The sequence below is a fragment of the Kingella oralis genome (assembly GCF_014054985.1).
Classification (GTDB): domain Bacteria; phylum Pseudomonadota; class Gammaproteobacteria; order Burkholderiales; family Neisseriaceae; genus Kingella_B; species Kingella_B oralis.
Genome location: NZ_CP059569.1, coordinates 1794512 through 1809288, shown reverse-complemented (window position 1 = coordinate 1809288; position 14777 = coordinate 1794512). Strand labels below are relative to the sequence as shown.

21 protein-coding genes, 1 tRNA gene and 1 pseudogene are annotated in these 14777 nt (G+C 53.3%); 17 read left to right on the top strand and 6 right to left on the bottom strand.

The features are described 5' to 3' along the window. The first annotated feature begins 263 nt into the window (after positions 1-263). On the top strand, positions 264-470 hold the full coding sequence (locus H3L93_RS09675) for a hypothetical protein (RefSeq protein ID WP_040558068.1): 207 nt from the start codon (positions 264-266) through the stop codon (positions 468-470). A gap of 4 nt (positions 471-474) precedes the next feature. On the opposite strand, the gene H3L93_RS09670 is transcribed toward H3L93_RS09675, so the two are convergent. Beyond that, a complete protein-coding gene (locus H3L93_RS09670; protein ID WP_003793647.1) occupies positions 475-936 on the bottom strand; it encodes a hypothetical protein in 462 nt (153 codons plus the stop codon). 372 nt (positions 937-1308) lie between these two features. Here H3L93_RS09670 and H3L93_RS09665 point away from each other — a divergent pair, with 372 nt between their 5' ends. The 8 genes and pseudogenes from H3L93_RS09665 to H3L93_RS13505 all read left to right on the top strand — a co-directional run. Next, the gene (locus H3L93_RS09665) at positions 1309-1542 is read left to right on the top strand and encodes a hypothetical protein (RefSeq protein ID WP_003793648.1); all 234 of its coding nucleotides are present in this window, start codon (positions 1309-1311) and stop codon (positions 1540-1542) included. Further along, positions 1539-1919, top strand: a complete 381-nt coding sequence (locus H3L93_RS09660; RefSeq protein WP_003793649.1) for a hypothetical protein — start codon at positions 1539-1541, stop codon at positions 1917-1919. The genes H3L93_RS09665 and H3L93_RS09660 overlap by 4 nt, the downstream gene beginning before the upstream one ends. A 185-nt stretch (positions 1920-2104) precedes the next feature. Continuing rightward, positions 2105-2689, top strand: coding sequence for a TrbM/KikA/MpfK family conjugal transfer protein (locus H3L93_RS09655; RefSeq protein WP_003793651.1), 585 nt, complete (start codon positions 2105-2107; stop codon positions 2687-2689). Between the two features lie 25 nt (positions 2690-2714). Beyond that, complete coding sequence (locus H3L93_RS09650) at positions 2715-2957, top strand: hypothetical protein (protein WP_003793652.1); 243 nt, start codon at positions 2715-2717, stop codon at positions 2955-2957. A 214-nt stretch (positions 2958-3171) separates the two neighbouring features. Next, positions 3172-3957: a nucleotide-binding protein gene (locus H3L93_RS09645; protein ID WP_003793654.1), complete on the top strand. Its 786-nt coding sequence runs from the start codon at positions 3172-3174 to the stop codon at positions 3955-3957. Further along, positions 3954-4448, top strand: coding sequence for a hypothetical protein (locus H3L93_RS09640; RefSeq protein WP_003793655.1), 495 nt, complete (start codon positions 3954-3956; stop codon positions 4446-4448). The genes H3L93_RS09645 and H3L93_RS09640 overlap by 4 nt, the downstream gene beginning before the upstream one ends. A gap of 13 nt (positions 4449-4461) precedes the next feature. After that, a complete protein-coding gene (locus tag H3L93_RS09635; protein ID WP_003793656.1) occupies positions 4462-4854 on the top strand; it encodes a helix-turn-helix domain-containing protein in 393 nt (130 codons plus the stop codon). Positions 4855-5036: 182 nt separating this feature from the next. Further along, positions 5037-5615, top strand: a pseudogene (locus tag H3L93_RS13505) (tyrosine-type recombinase/integrase); the annotation flags it as partial. Between the two features lie 172 nt (positions 5616-5787). On the opposite strand, the gene H3L93_RS09625 reads toward H3L93_RS13505, so the two are convergent. The 3 genes from H3L93_RS09625 to H3L93_RS09615 all read right to left on the bottom strand — a co-directional run bounded on the left by H3L93_RS09625 (position 5788) and on the right by H3L93_RS09615 (position 6532). Continuing rightward, positions 5788-5863 (bottom strand) — tRNA-Asn (locus H3L93_RS09625). Between the two features lie 76 nt (positions 5864-5939). Then, the gene (locus tag H3L93_RS09620; protein ID WP_003793658.1) at positions 5940-6332 is read right to left on the bottom strand and encodes a VanZ family protein; all 393 of its coding nucleotides are present in this window, start codon (positions 6330-6332) and stop codon (positions 5940-5942) included. Then, positions 6329-6532, bottom strand: a complete 204-nt coding sequence (locus H3L93_RS09615; RefSeq protein WP_003793659.1) for a hypothetical protein — start codon at positions 6530-6532, stop codon at positions 6329-6331. Before H3L93_RS09615 ends, H3L93_RS09620 begins: the two co-directional genes overlap by 4 nt. Positions 6533-6758: 226 nt before the next feature. Between H3L93_RS09615 and H3L93_RS09610 the strand changes: the two genes are divergently transcribed. From H3L93_RS09610 to hemB, 5 genes are all read left to right on the top strand, one after another. After that, positions 6759-7319, top strand: coding sequence for an RNA pyrophosphohydrolase (locus tag H3L93_RS09610; protein WP_003793661.1), 561 nt, complete (start codon positions 6759-6761; stop codon positions 7317-7319). Continuing rightward, positions 7316-7474, top strand: a complete 159-nt coding sequence (locus H3L93_RS09605) for a hypothetical protein (protein ID WP_003793662.1) — start codon at positions 7316-7318, stop codon at positions 7472-7474. Before H3L93_RS09610 ends, H3L93_RS09605 begins: the two co-directional genes overlap by 4 nt. Continuing rightward, positions 7471-7839: an adenosylmethionine decarboxylase gene (gene speD, locus H3L93_RS09600; RefSeq protein ID WP_003793663.1), complete on the top strand. Its 369-nt coding sequence runs from the start codon at positions 7471-7473 to the stop codon at positions 7837-7839. Before H3L93_RS09605 ends, speD begins: the two co-directional genes overlap by 4 nt. 109 nt (positions 7840-7948) lie before the next feature. Beyond that, positions 7949-8278: a hypothetical protein gene (locus H3L93_RS09595; RefSeq protein WP_040558071.1), complete on the top strand. Its 330-nt coding sequence runs from the start codon at positions 7949-7951 to the stop codon at positions 8276-8278. Positions 8279-8314: 36 nt separating this feature from the next. Then, a complete protein-coding gene (hemB, locus tag H3L93_RS09590; protein WP_003793665.1) occupies positions 8315-9322 on the top strand; it encodes a porphobilinogen synthase in 1008 nt (335 codons plus the stop codon). Positions 9323-9431: 109 nt separating this feature from the next. On the opposite strand, the gene H3L93_RS09585 is transcribed toward hemB, so the two are convergent. Together H3L93_RS09585 and recJ are read right to left on the bottom strand one after the other, a co-directional pair. Then, a complete protein-coding gene (locus H3L93_RS09585; protein ID WP_003793666.1) occupies positions 9432-10316 on the bottom strand; it encodes a LysR family transcriptional regulator in 885 nt (294 codons plus the stop codon). Between the two features lie 265 nt (positions 10317-10581). Beyond that, positions 10582-12294, bottom strand: coding sequence for a single-stranded-DNA-specific exonuclease RecJ (gene recJ / locus H3L93_RS09580; RefSeq protein ID WP_003793668.1), 1713 nt, complete (start codon positions 12292-12294; stop codon positions 10582-10584). A 149-nt stretch (positions 12295-12443) separates the two neighbouring features. Here recJ and galU point away from each other — a divergent pair, with 149 nt between their 5' ends. The 3 genes from galU (at position 12444) to H3L93_RS09565 (ending at position 14717) form a co-directional block, all read left to right on the top strand. Then, positions 12444-13331, top strand: a complete 888-nt coding sequence (gene galU / locus H3L93_RS09575; protein ID WP_003793669.1) for a UTP--glucose-1-phosphate uridylyltransferase GalU — start codon at positions 12444-12446, stop codon at positions 13329-13331. Positions 13332-13535: 204 nt separating this feature from the next. After that, positions 13536-14243 (top strand): 2-C-methyl-D-erythritol 4-phosphate cytidylyltransferase, encoded by a 708-nt coding sequence (gene ispD / locus H3L93_RS09570; RefSeq protein ID WP_003793670.1) that lies wholly within the window; start codon positions 13536-13538, stop codon positions 14241-14243. A 102-nt stretch (positions 14244-14345) separates the two neighbouring features. After that, positions 14346-14717 (top strand): putative periplasmic lipoprotein, encoded by a 372-nt coding sequence (locus H3L93_RS09565; protein ID WP_003793671.1) that lies wholly within the window; start codon positions 14346-14348, stop codon positions 14715-14717. Positions 14718-14777 lie beyond the last annotated feature (60 nt).

Below are 14777 nucleotides of genomic sequence, written 5' to 3'. Positions count from 1 at the left end.
TAATCCACGGACGCGCCCCCAACGCAGTTTCCCTGCCTTCGGGCATAGCCTGCGCACCCTTTGCCGTGGCGTGTTTCGCGCTCGGCTGGGGATTTGTTTTTCATAGCAAACGGTTTCAGGCTGCTTTTGGGTTTTTGAGTTTTAGTGGCAGCCTGAAAATCGTTTTTTGAGTGGTTTTTATTTTTTTTGTTTTCAGATTTAAGCCTGTTTGGATGTTGATTGGATTGAGCAGGTTTGGGTGTGGGAATTTTTGAAAGAATGATATGGACTTTATTTCTGCTTGGTTGGCTGATTATCCTCTCGCTCCCGCACTTGTGTTTTTGGTGCCTGCGGTTTTGCTGTTGGTCTTTGATGTTTGGGATTATCACTGGGGGCTCAGGTATGACGGGCGTACGCATCTTTTTATGAAGATGGTCTATATTGCTGCTTTTATTGTTGCGGGGTTGCTGGCGGCTTTGGCAGCTGGTTAGTTGATTAAATGATGTCATTGGTTCTGCTGACCACGGGTAGTTCACAGCCTGCAAAATAAGGAGATAAAACACTTCTGAATCCTAAACGCAAGGCTCGTTTGTAGGGCGATTTGGCAACTGTGAACCAAAAAGTGAGTGAGCTTGGTGTGTTACTGTCGTCTGCGTTAATCCAATAGCCTAATTGGATGGTGTCGCTAGGTTGAATGGTTTGTGGGGCATTTTGTGAGAATGTGCCGATGCCGTAATTCAGAATAACGCATTTTCGTTGGCACACGACGGAAACAGAACGCAGTTGATAACATTGTGGCAAACGGCTTAATTCTATTTGCATGGTATCGCCAAACTCTGTGCTGTGTACCAAGGCGATTTTGATGTTGGGTCGGATTTGGTTGCGGACTTGGATATAAGCCAAGATAAACGCAAATGTTGCGACAATCAAACTAAGTATTGAAATGATGATTTCCATGGGCATCTTTCTGTTTTGTGAAAAGGTTTTAGTCGGAAACTTAATCTTAACACGGGTGGTCAGATGCCCACCTTTTCGGGGCAGTCTGAACGTTTGGTTTTTCAGGTTGCCTTTTTAACTTAATCGCATCACTTGGGACGTTTGCTCTTGCAACAGGGCAAACGACGTAAGCGGCTCAGGCGTGTGTGGTGTGATTTCGTATTCGTGTACACGCCATAGTAATGCCTAGGCATAGGCATGAACGCAATCAATTGCTCTTGAGAGACTGAAATATTGTGGTTGCACACAGTATTTTCGGCGTTTGCAGGATAACGTGAACCTGCACGGTTTGCCGCCTGCCGAAGAGGCGGCTTTTTATTAAAAGGATGCGCCATGAGCCGCAAATGGACACAAGAGAAATTACTGGGCATTCTCGCCTATCGCCCATTTATCACCGTTTCCGATTTTGATGCTGCCGATGAGGGCAAACGAAAGTGTGCCATTGCTGCCATGCGTGAGGGTTGGGTGAAGCTGGAACAGCGCACAGGCTATTTTGTAGTGCGACTGGCACGGCAGCCTGAAAATGCCTATACGCGCAGACGGTATGGGCGAATGACTGCGCTGTGAAGCATCTCTTTATCAAACTGTTGTTTGAACACTATGTCGCATTCATCTTTGGATTGCTGTTATGGATTGACGCAGCCATTACCTTTGCTCTGCTATTTCTGTTATCCCTTTTTCCTGATTACCCACAATGGATTCAGGATGGAATAGGGCAGGTGCTGATTTGCCTGCTGCTTATCGTTTTGGTTGTGCCCCTGCTTTTTTGCGTGCTGCGTTTTATGGTGCGCAATGATTTGCGAGCGCATCCCAAACGAATGCTTGCCTATGCCAACGGTGGTTATGCCTATTCCCGTATCTTGCGAGATTGCATGAATGATTACGCCTCGCCCGATAGCGTGTTGTATGCGTTTGAATGGCGGGTGGAGCGGGGGAAACCATAACCTTTTTATTTAATTTTTTCTCAACGGGTATCAAAGCCACCCCAAACGGCAGTGGAAAGCCAAAAACATTGTGGCGGTCGTGGAAACCGAAAAACATTGTGGCAGCGATACCCCCTTTCAGGCGGTCTGAAAATCAATACATCGATTTCAGGCTGCCTTTCCTTTTTCTCAACTAGGAGATTATTATGAAATCCAAACTCGCCATTCTATTAACTGCCGCGCTGCTCGCACCCGGCATAGCATCCGCTGCGCCCGCCAACCCCGCAACCCAGCCTGATTTGCTTACAGGCGACACTAAACTCGCCTGCGAAGCCATTTTGTGCTTATCCAGTGGCACTCGCCCCAGCGAGTGCAATCCGTCTTTGCAACGCTATTTCAGCATTCATCACAAGAAACCGCACAAAACAATTCAAGCGCGGGAGAACTTTTTGAACCTTTGCCCCACATCTGGCGAGAAGGGCATTAAAGAGTTAAATCGCGCCTTGGCAAATGGTGCAGGGCGATGCGATGCCCAAGAGTTAAATCGTGTGATGCGTCGCACCATTGCCGTGCGCGAGTGCAAACCGGTTGCCAATAAAAGCGTTATGGGCAGCAGGGGCAATCGCAAACCCGTGCAAGAGTGCCAAGATGTGCAAAAAGTGGTGGTGCTCAATGCCAAACCATCCTACTGCTCCGCCTATCACAACCACGAATGGACGCGCGTAAGCGACACCGTGAAATATGTGGGCGACCCGAAACAAGGGGGCAAATGGGTGGATGTAGGGCAGTAAAGTAACACTAAGAAAAGGCGAATACATGAAAACTACTGAAGAGAAAATATCATGCGATATACACCACTATAAGCAAACCTTGCGCGAATTTTATTCAAATGCAGCAGCTATTTTGTTGGCTGCAGTAATAGGTTCTGCACTCGTTATTTGCTTTGATATATCCATAGATACCAAAGTAACTTTGGTAAAGTTGCTGATGGGTTGTGGAGTTGTGGGGATTCTTGCTGTTGTGGTGCAGTTTGTGCGATTCGCTAGTAAGAAAAGATAAAGATTTAACTCCTGCTGCGGTTTGTTTCTTCTTCCGTAGCGCTTTACGCCGCCACGATGGGCATATCGTTGGCGGCTTTTTTTGCTTTCAGGCTGCCTGAATGCTGTTGTTCACAATGCAAAAACCATTTCCGAGCTCAAAGTGGTTTTTTTCTTGTGAATAATCATTTGATTGTTGATTTTGAATTTAAATTTGAACTTAGAGAGGTTTTGAAATGAAAGAAGTGCATTTTGTTACCCAATCCAAAGGTGGCGTAGGCAAATCCTTTGTAGCTATGTTGTTGGCGCAATATTTGCAAGACCGTGCGGAAGACAAGCTTTTTTGCTTTGACACCGACCCTGATAACGCAACTTTTGCGGAATATAAAGCATTAAAGGCTAAATACATCAATATTAAAGCGGATGACCGCCCTGTGATTAACATCAAAAAATTTGACGGTTTGTTAGACACTTTAATTGATGATAAGGGCATTGCTGTGATTGATACAGGCACATCTACTTTTGACCCGTTGATGACCTATATCGCCGAAGCGAATGTGGATGCGATGTTAATCAATGAAAATGTGCGCATGGTGATGCACGTTCCGCTGAATGGTGGGCAAGCGAAAAATGAATGTATCAAAGGTTTGGCGCGGGTGTTAAGTAGCATTGATGCGCAAGTTGTTGTTTGGCTCAATGAGCATTTACATGGTGAGATTCAAGAACAAGGTAAACCGTTTGAAGAGTTTGAAATTTGCAATGCCTACCGCAACAAAATTGCAGGCATTGTTCGCATTCCAGTAATGAATGCAGATACCTATGGCGATGATATTAAACAAATGACAGAACACAATGCTACGTTCCATGAAGTTGCTAAAAGTGCTGATTTTGGACGTTGGACGCGCACCCGTTTAGCAGAGTTTCGCAACATCATTTGGGCGGAGTTAGACCGAGTGCCTTTTCTTGCCAGCCAAGCGTGGCACAAGAAACACACTTTGCCCGAAGCGGATAAGCCAGCATGAATGCAGATGCAAAACCTAACACGAAGCTGAAACTCTTGAATGCCGATGAAATCAGCACGGCGGTTTATCACCGCGCAGGGTTGAAAGTTGAACCGCATGATGTATCCATCCGCGATATGTTAATCATGCAAGCCATGTTTGCGACCGTAATGGAAAACATCCAAAAGCAGCAAATCGCACAGTTCCAACACGATATAGCCCATTTTCAGGCTGCCCTAACCGAAACTGCCACGCCGATTATTGAAGCCAGCGAAGAGCTGCAAGAGCTCAAAGCGGAAATTATTAAAGAGATTCTTGCCAGCAATGCCAAATCGCAGCAAGAAAATGAAACCAATTTGTACAACCAAATTAGCCAACGTTTGCAACAACAAACCCAGCAGCATATCCAGCAACACTGGACACGGTTTTCAGGCAGCCTGAAAACGCTTTTGCTACTGGGTTTTGTTGTACAAAGCGTTTTGCTGACGATTGTAATCGTAGTGAGCCGATAGAAAGGAAGCGTAAGTGAATAGCGAAACCTACAACGTCGCCCAAGCCGCTGCCTATCTCAAATGCCACCCCGAAACGGTGCGCGAAATGATACGCAGCGGCAAACTCGTTGCCGCCAAAATCGGGCGTAGCTATTGCATCCGCAAAATCCATCTTGACGCGCTCATTGCCGAAGCTGAAAATCAATCCGTGCAGGCATTGGCTCGCAGCAGGAGTAAACAACAATGCCCAAATCAACTCAAATCAGTCAATCAAACAAACCCAAACGACAGCCTAAAAAACAAACAGGCTTATACCAACGAAACGGTACTTGGTATCTTGACATCAGGACAGCGAGCGGCGAAAGAATTAGACGCTCTACTGGCACACAAGACTACCAACAAGCCAAAAAACTGTTGGAACAACTGAAACACGAATTGTGGCAACAGCAGCATCTCAAAGTTCGCCCCAAACGCCTTTGGGACGAAGCCGCTGCCAAATGGCTGAAAGAAAAGCAAGACAAAAAAAGCATCCGTAGCGACATCGGACGTTTGCGCGCATTGGGCGCGTTACGCGGTAAAGATTTAGCCAGTTTAGACCGTCGCACCATTATGCAAACCGTGATTGCCTTGCCTTGTGGCAACAGCACTAAAAACCGCTATCTTGCCCTAATCCGAGCCATCTTGAACAAAGCCGCGCGAGAATGGGAATGGCTAGACCACGCACCACGGCTAACGCTGTATCAAGAACCCAAAAAACGCATCCGCTGGCTTAAACCTGCCGAAGCGCAAAAGCTGCTTGATGTGCTCGCCCAGCGCCATACCCTATTGCACGATTTAGCCGCCTTTTCTTTGGCAACAGGTTTACGCCAACGCAACGTGTTGGAATTGAAGTGGGAACAAATAGACATCCAACGGCGCACCGCATGGATAAATGCCGACCAAACCAAAGGCGGACAAGCTATTGGCGTTCCACTCAATCAAACCGCCCTCCACATTCTGCAACAACAAAAACGTTGCGCCGTGTATGTATTTACCCAAAACAACGGTAAAAAGCTCCACAGCATCAGCAGCAGAATATGGAAGGATTGCCTAAAAGAAGCAGGTATCCACGATTTCAGATGGCACGACTTGCGCCATACATGGGCAAGTTGGTTAATCCAACGCGGCGTACCGATTGCCGTTTTGAAAGAAATGGGCGGTTGGGAAAATGCCAAGATGGTAGAGCGATATGCCCATCTATCATCCGAACATTTGCTGGTTCATGCGGATGTGTTGGACACAATTTGGACACAAGAAAACAATAAGAGCCATAGCTCTATAAAAGAAAACCGCCTAAACGATTGTTTAGACGGCATAAATTTGGCTCCCCGAGCTGGGCTCGAACCAGCGACCTGCGGATTAACAGTCCGTCGCTCTACCGACTGAGCTATCGGGGAATGAAGTCGCGCATTATGCTTAGCTTTGCTTGCGTTGTCAAACGGTTTCCGCCAGCGGGATAACAATCAAATGAAATTAAACGGAATTATTTTCAGGCTGCCTATTGTAGTGTTGATAGGCGCGGCGGGCGAGATAAAGGGCGATGCCGCTGCCCGCCATATCGGCAAGAGCATCGAACGGGTCGCCTTGGCGTGTTTGGGTGAACAGGTGTTGGGCGATTTCGCTGCTGATGGCGTAGCACAGGGCGAAGAAAAACAGGGCGGCGATGGGCGGGCGTTTGCGCTCGGCGAGCCATGCTTTGGCGAGCAGCCATGTTTGGGCGAAAAACAGGGCGGCATGGGCGATTTTGTCAAAATGGGGAAACGGCGGGGCGAGGTGGCTGTTGCTTTCGCGGAAGATGAGGCTGTATATGCCTGCGATGAGCCACAATAGGGCGGCGGCGAGCCATTTGTTTTTGGGGAGCGTCATGCGAGTTCGTTGAGAAATTGTTGGCATTGTTGGGCGAGGGCTTGGAATTTGCCGCCGCGCGTGGCGAGAATGTCGCGCCATTGGGCGATTTCTTCGCGGTCGGGTGCTTGGTCTAGGCTGCATTCTTCCAGCAGAAATTGCAGGGTTTCTTGCACTTCGCCGTAGCCGGCGGTTTGGATGAGTTGGGCAAGTTCGGTCATTTGGGTGTCCTTTTTGCTTTTGGCTGCGCGGGATGGATTTTCAGGCTGCCTTTGGGTGGAAACTGAGCTGTTTTGCAAACAAGGTCTGCTTTATGGTTTTCAGGCTGCCTTAGGGCTATCGCGCGGGCGTTGAGGCAGCCTGAAACGGGCTGCGCGGATTATAGCGTGTTGGCAGCTTTTTGGGTTTTGTGGGAAAATTCGGGCATTGATTTTTTGGAGTGGCACGATGCTGGACAGGGAAGGATACCGACCGAATGTCGGTATTATTTTGCTCAATCAGGATAATCGTGTGTTTTGGGGAAAGCGCGTGCGCGAACATGCGTGGCAGTTTCCGCAGGGTGGGATTAAGCCCGGGGAAAGCCCTGAAACGGCGATGTATCGCGAGCTGTTTGAAGAAGTGGGCTTGCTGCCGCAGCACGTTAAACTTTTGGGGCGCACGCGCGATTGGCTGCGCTATGATGTGCCGAATAATTGGGTGCGGCGCGAATGGCGCGGCTCGTACCGCGGGCAAAAGCAGATTTGGTTTTTGCTGCGCTTTGTGGGGCAGGATAGCGATATGCATTTGCGCGCTACGCAGCAGCCTGAATTTGACGGCTGGCGTTGGCACGAATATTGGGCGCCGATTGATGAAGTGATTGAATTTAAACGGTATGTTTACGAGCGCGCGCTCACGGAATTATCGCGGCATTTGCGCGGTTTGGAGAGCATGGGCGAGTTTCACGCGCGGCAGCTGGAATTGCGGCAGGCGGCGCGTGCGCAGGATTTGGCAGCGAAGGAGTCGCCATGAATCGGAATACTTATTTAATCGTTGCGCTGTTGGCGATTGGTTTTGGCACGTTCAGCAATTATGCCATTGTGGGCAGCACGGGCTCCGGCTCGGGCAGCCGCGCTTATCTGCCCGGCGGCTCGGGTTACGGCGGCTATTCGGGCGGGCACAAATGAGCGCTTATCGCCCCGGCTTGCATGGTTTGCTGGATTTATATGGCTGCCCGGCGGTGCTGTTGCGCGATGCAGCGGCGTTGGAAGGCGCGATGCGGGCGGCGGCGCAGCAGGCGGGGGCAACGATTTTGTCGGCGCATTTTCACACGTTTGGCGCGGGCGGCGGCGTAACGGGCGTGCTGCTGCTGGCGGAATCGCACATCACGATTCACACTTGGGCGGAACACAGCTTTGCGGCGGCGGATATTTTTCTTTGCGGCAGCCTGAAACCCGAAACGGCGGCGCAATCGTTGCAAACCGCCTTGCGCGCACAATCGGCAACATGGCGCGAATATCCGCGCGGCGAGCGATTGTTTGACGCAGCCTGAAAACAGATTTCAGGCTGCCGTTTGCTGTTTCAGGCTGCCGAGTGCGCCGCCCATCGGCAACACGCGTTGCACAGTTAAAAAAATTTCCCCATTTTCAGGCTGCCTTCCTATGCACACCATCTGCACCCATTGCCACACTCCGTTTACCCTTTGCGCCGACGCGCAGGATTTTGTAACCCGCATGCAGTCCACGGGCTTGCAGCTGGTGATGATTGAATGCCCGCATTGCCAGCAAACCACAGGCTACACCGACAACCCCAAACTCACCGCCCCGCCCGACGACGGCTTTCGCCAGCCCTGCCTCGAGCCCAATTGCGACGGCATCGTGTGCCACGTGTTCAATGAAACCGAAGATTTTTACGGCTGCGGCGAATGCGGCGAAATTTGGGCAACGCTGGATGATTTTCAGGCTGCCCACAAATGCATTAAGGCAGCCTGAAACGCCCTTTAACCCAATCAACAAAAGGAAACCAACATGAACTTCCCCCCCCGCCAAGCCCCCATCAGCCGCATGCGCCGTATGCGCCGCGACGATTTCAGCCGCCGCCTAATGCGCGAACACACGCTCACGCCCGACGATTTGATTTACCCCGTGTTCGTATTGGAAGGGCAAAACCGCGAAGAAGCCATCGCCTCCATGCCCAAAATCAAACGCCAAAGCATTGATTTACTATTAAAAACTGCCGAACACGCCTGCCAACTGGGCATCCCCATGCTCGCGCTGTTCCCCGTGGTTACGCAAAACAAAACCGCCGACGCACGCGAAGCCTACAACCCCGAAGGCTTGGTGCAAACCACCGTGCGCGCCCTGCGCCGCGAATTCCCCGAGCTGGGCATTATGACCGATGTCGCGCTAGACCCCTACACGCTCAGCGGGCAAGACGGCTTAACCGACAGCACAGGCTATGTGCTCAACGACGAAACCATAGAAGTGCTGGTGAAACAAGCATTAAGCCACGCCGAAGCAGGCGCGCAAGTGGTCGCCCCGTCCGACATGATGGACGGGCGCATCGCCGCCATCCGCGTGGCGCTGGAAAACGCAGGGCACATCCACACGCGCATCATGGCGTATTCCGCCAAATACGCCTCCGCGTTTTACGGGCCGTTCCGCGACGCGGTGGGCAGCGCGGGCAATTTGGGCAAATCGTCCAAAGAGCAATATCAGCAAGACCCCGCCAACAGCAACGAAGCCCTGCACGAAGTGGCGTTGGACATCATGGAAGGCGCGGATATGGTGATGGTGAAACCCGGTTTGCCGTATTTGGATGTGGTGCGCCGCGTAAAAGACGAATTTGGCGTGCCCACCTTTGCCTACCAAGTGTCGGGCGAATACGCGATGCTGCAATCGGCAATTGACAACGGTTTTTTGGACGGCGACAAAGTGATTTTGGAAAGCCTGCTCGCCTTTAAACGCGCGGGCGCGGATGGGATTTTGACGTATTACGCGATAGAGGCGGCGGAGCAGTTGGCGCGGTTGGGGTAATTAGAAATAACCCTGCTCATTGCTAACACTTAGGTTTTGCAAAAAGTTTAGGCAGCCTGAAAACGGGAAATCCCTTTTCAGGCTGCCTTTGGTGTTTGGGTGTTTGTGTTCAGGCGGTCATTTGCTCGCTCATAAAGTCAATAAAGCTGCGTACTTTGGCTTTCATGTATTGGCGGTTGGCATACACGGCGTAGAACGGCGGGCTGCTCATCGGGCAGTCGGGCAGGAGGCGGATGAGCCTGCCGGTGGTGATGTCGTCGTCGGCGAGCCATGCGGGCATATAGCCGATGCCAACATGGGCGCGGATGAGCGCGGCGACCATTTGGGTGTGGTTGCTGCGCATTTTGCTGCCTTGGAATTCGAGCGGCACGGTTTTGCCTTGGTATTCGGTCATCATGCGGGACAAATCCACATAGGTGGGGAGGATGGCGGGGTGCCGGGTAAGGTCTTGCGGGGCGCGGGGCGTGCCGTGCCGGGCGAGGTAGGTGGGGGTGGCGACGAGGTAGAAGGGGATGTTGCCCAGCCGTTTGGCGATGATGTTTTCGGCGAGGCTGTCGGATAGGCGCAGGGCGAGGTCTTCGCCGTCGCTGTTTAAATCGACATGGCGGTTGGAGAGGGTGAGTTCTATTTCTACATCGGGGTAGCGGCTTTGGTAGGCGGCGAGCATGCGGGCGAATTTGTCGCAGGCAAACCATACGGGGGCGGCGATGCGCAGCGTGCCTTGCGGGTGGTTGGCGCCTGCGCTGGCGTGTTCGGCGGCTTGGGCGAGCAGTTCCAGCGCGCTTTGGCAGTCGCGGTAGTAGGCATCGCCCTGCTCGGTGAGTTTCAGGCTGCGGTTGTTGCGGTAGAGCAGTTGCGCGCCGATGGTTTTTTCCAGATGGGAGACGTGTTTGCTTGCCATGGGGATGGAGATGTTGAGCCGTTCGGCGGCGCGGGTGAAGCTGCCGCTTTGCACGACTTGGCAGAAGACTTTCATGCTCAGTAGGGTGTCCATGGTGGGCTTTCCGGTTGTGATGCGGTTGGTTGGATGTTTCAGGCTGCCTTGGGGGCGGGGAATGGGGTTGGCGCGGCGCGGGGCAATCGTGCGTGCTTGGGGCAGCCTGAAAATGGGGTAGGGCGGCGGGATGGCGAACGCTTGCGCGGGCGATGGAAATGTTGGCGATGGACGCGGCTGCGCCGATGATGCGCGCTTGGCGCGGGTGTGTTTTCAGGCTGCCGTTTAGATTTTGCAAAGGCGTGCCAACTCGTTTTCAGGCTGCCTACGCCGCCTCCCAATAATCCACATAAAGCTGCAATTCGGTGTTGCCGCGCCATTCGTTTACTGTGGGGCGGTACACCACGCGGATGTCGCGCGGCAGCGTGTCTTCGCATCGCCAAAACATGGCTTCGAACTCTTGCCCTTCTTTGGTGAGCCATGCTTTGGTGTGTTTTTTGTCTGCGCCCATGCTTTGCTGGCGGAGCACTTGAAACGTGTCGGCGAAGCTGGGCGGCGGGAAGCCTTGCCCCCAAATTTGCGCGTTGATGAGCTGGGCGTTGGCAAGCGTGATGTCGCTGGCTTTCAGGCTGCCGTCGGTGAGAAAGGTTTGCGAGAGCGTATCTTCGTTCACTTGGCTGCGCACGATGTCTTCAAACAAATCGCCAAAGGTTTTCAGGCTGCCTGAACGCAGCGTGAGCCCTGCCGCCATCGCGTGCCCACCAAATTTGATGATGATTTCAGGCGCGTGCTTGGAAATGGCATCCAACACATCGCGCAGATGCACGCCCGCGATGCTGCGCCCCGAGCCGCGATAGTTGCCATCGTCGTCGGGCGCGAACACAAACACGGGGCGGTAAAATTTTTCTTTCAAACGACTGGCAACAATGCCGACTACGCCTTGATGAAAGCTGTCGCGGTACACGCACAGCGTGGTTTGTTCGCTGGGCAAGGCGCTGGGGCAATCGGCAAGGATGTCGGTGAGCATTTCTTGCTCAATTTCTTGGCGCGTTTGGTTGAGTTCGTTCAGCTCGCTTGCCATGCTTTCGGCTTCGTTCAGGCTGCCTGAAAGCAGGCAGGCGATGCCGATAGACATATCATCCAGCCGCCCTGCGGCGTTGATGCGCGGTGCGATTTTGTAGCCAAAGTCAAACGGCTGCGCTTTTTGCGCACTGCATCGGGCGGTTTGGAACAGGGCGCGGATGCCGTGGCTCATTTTGCCCGCGCGAATGCGTTTTAAACCTTGCGACACAAGAATGCGGTTGTTGTGATCCAGCGGCACGACATCAGCGACTGTGCCGAGTGCCACAAGGTCTAATAATTCGTCTAATTTGGGCTCGGCGATGGCACGGCAGCCTGAAAAGTAATCCCGCGCGCGCAATTCGGCACGCAGCGCAATCAACACATAAAAAATCACGCCTACGCCCGCGATACTTTTGCTGGGGAAGGTGCAACCGCGTTGGTTGGGGTTCACAATAATGCAGTCGGGGATGACGCTGCCTGCGATGTGGTGGTCGGTAACGATGACATCCAGCCCCAACGCTTTGGCGCGCGCCACGCCTTCGGCGCTGCTGATGCCGTTGTCCACGGTAACAATTAAATCTGCGCCTTTGGCGTGGGCGATGTCGGCAAGCTCGGGGGTAAGCCCATAGCCGTGTTCAAAGCGGTTGGGCACAAAAAAATCCACCGCCGCGCCCATGCTCGCCAGCCCTTTCATGGCAACGCTGCACGCGGTGGCGCCGTCGGCATCATAATCGGCAATAATCAGGATTTTTTGCTGCGCTTGGATGGCATCGGCAAGGCGGCTGGCGGCGGCGGTGCAGTTGGTGAGCTGGGTGTAGGGGATAAGCTGTTTGAGGCTGTCGTTGAGTTCGCTGCTGTCGGCAACGTTGCGCGCGGCGTAAAGCTGGGCGATGAGCGGGTTTGCGCCTGCGGCTTGCAGGGCGGATTGAAGCTGGGGGTTGATAGGGCGGGTGGCGATGCGTTTGGTGTGAGACATGGTGGGCAATCAATAAAGAAGCAGCCGTTTCCAGATTTCAGGCTGCCTGAAAGGGGGGAGAATAATCGTTGGCGCTATTTTACCTGACAGAACAAAGGCGTGTCGTTATAATTGCCCGCGTTATTTTGTGTAAAGAAAAAGGAGCATCAATGACCACGCCATTTCCTCGTATCCGCAAGGTTGTATTCCCCGTGGCAGGCATGGGCACGCGCTTTTTGCCCGCCACCAAAGCCAATCCCAAAGAAATGCTGCCGATTGTGGATAAGCCGTTGATTCAATACGCGGTGGAAGAGGCGATTGAAGCGGGCTGCGATGAGATTATTTTTGTAACGGGGCGCAGCAAGCGCAGCATTGAAGACCATTTTGACAAAGCCTACGAGCTGGAAACCGAGTTAGCCCTGCGCCACAAAGAGCAGCTCTTAACCCAAGTGCAAAACATTTTGCCCGCCCACGTAAGCTGTTTTTACACGCGCCAAGCCGAAGCTTTGGGCTTGGGGCACGCGGTGTTGTGCGCCTTGCCTGCGGTGGGCAATGAGCCATTTGCCGTGATTTTGGCGGACGATTTGATTGACGCGCCACGCGGTGCGATTGCACAAATGATTGATGTGTACAACCAAACAGGCAGCAGCGTCATCGGCGTGCAAACGATTGACCATTCGCAAACCCAATCCTACGGCATGGTGGAAACCAACGCATGGCAGCAATATCAACGCATCCACAGCATCGTAGAAAAACCCAAGCCCGAAGACACCGAATCCAATCTCGCCGTGGTGGGGCGATACGTTTTAACCCCGCGCATTTTCCAACTACTGCAAACCATTGGGCGCGGCGCAGGCGGCGAAATCCAGCTCACCGATGCCATCGCCAAACTGGTGGAATACGAACCCGTGCTCGCCCATGCCTTCGAAGGGCAACGCTACGACTGCGGCAGCAAAATCGGCTACCTAGAAGCCACGCTGGCTTATGGTTTAAAACATCCCGAAACAGGCGAGGCGTTTAAAGAATTGTTGCAACAATATGCCGCCAAGCTGGCATAGCGCGAGCGTTTAGCAAAGCAATAGGCAGCCTGAAAACAAAAAATACAGTTTTCAGGCTGCCTTTGTTGTATGACCGCACCTGTGTTTACGCCCAACGCCGTCCGCATTAAGGCAGCCTGAAAGCCGCAGGCTTCAACGAAGTTAAAATGAGCGCAGCGCGTTTCGACGTAGCCAAAACCGCAAGACCATCCCCGAAAGATTCCCATGCCCCACATCGCCCTAATCCCCGCCGCAGGTATCGGCAGCCGCTACGGCGCAGCCACCCCCAAGCAATACGCCCCCCTGCTCGGCACCCCCATGCTGCAACACACCCTCAACCTATTCGCCGCCAACCCCCGCATCGCCCACATCGCCGTCATCATCGCCCCCGCCGACCATTGGTTCGCCCAAGCCATCACCCTCCCGCCCAACGCAAGCGTCCACCCCCAAGGCGGCGACACCCGCGCCCAAAGCATCGCCAACGGCATCGCCCACCTGCTCGCCCAGCGCATCATCCAACCCAGCGACACCTTGCTCGTGCACGATGCCGCCCGCTGCTGCCTGCCGCAAAGCGCGCTCAACCGCCTGCTGGATGCGCTAGATAACGACCCACACGCCCAGCAACACGGCGCATTGCTCGCCATCCCCGTTGCCGATACGCTCAAACGCCAAGCCGCCCCACAGCTAGCGCACAGCGTGCAAACCATTCCGCGCGAAGGCATTTGGCAAGCGCAAACCCCGCAAGCCTTTCAGGCTGCCTTATTGCACCGCGCCCTGAGCCAAAGCGATTTAAGCCAAATCACCGACGACGCATCCGCCGTAGAACAACTTGGCTTGCAGCCTGCGCTGGTAACAGGCGACAGCCGCAACATCAAACTCACCCGCCCCGACGATGCCGCCCTTGCCGAATATTTCCTGCAACAGGCAGCCTGAAACGCCCCGCCGCGCGCCTTTTGCTAACTTTACGCAATCATAACAAACCCCCTGCGCAAAAAAATTTACAATAACGCCCTTTAACAAACCACCCCGCGCATCATGCAAAAAACCGTCCTTTTCCTTGCCGCCAGCTTCTTGCTCACCGCCTGCGCCAGCCATTCAGGCAGCCTGAAAACGAACGAAGTGAGTTTCGGCGCAGCCAAAACGTCATCCCGCGCCGCCCCGCGCATAGAAGTTTATCGCAGCGACAACGCCGTTCAATGCCAAGGCGGCGGCATCAGCCCCGAAGCCATGCAACGCGAATTGAGCGGCATCCAAGTCTTCGCCGCGCGCAAAGATGAACTGCGCGGCGTTGCCTTCCCCAGCGTGTGCGGCGGCGCAACGGGCAGCATCAACGTGTACACCATTCAACAAGCCGACCAAGCCGCCGCCGAACAACGCGGCTTCCGTGTATTCCAAGCAAACGAATAACGCAAAGGCAGCCTGAAAACGCCAAAACAGTTTTCAGGCTGCCTTATCCCACATTCAACC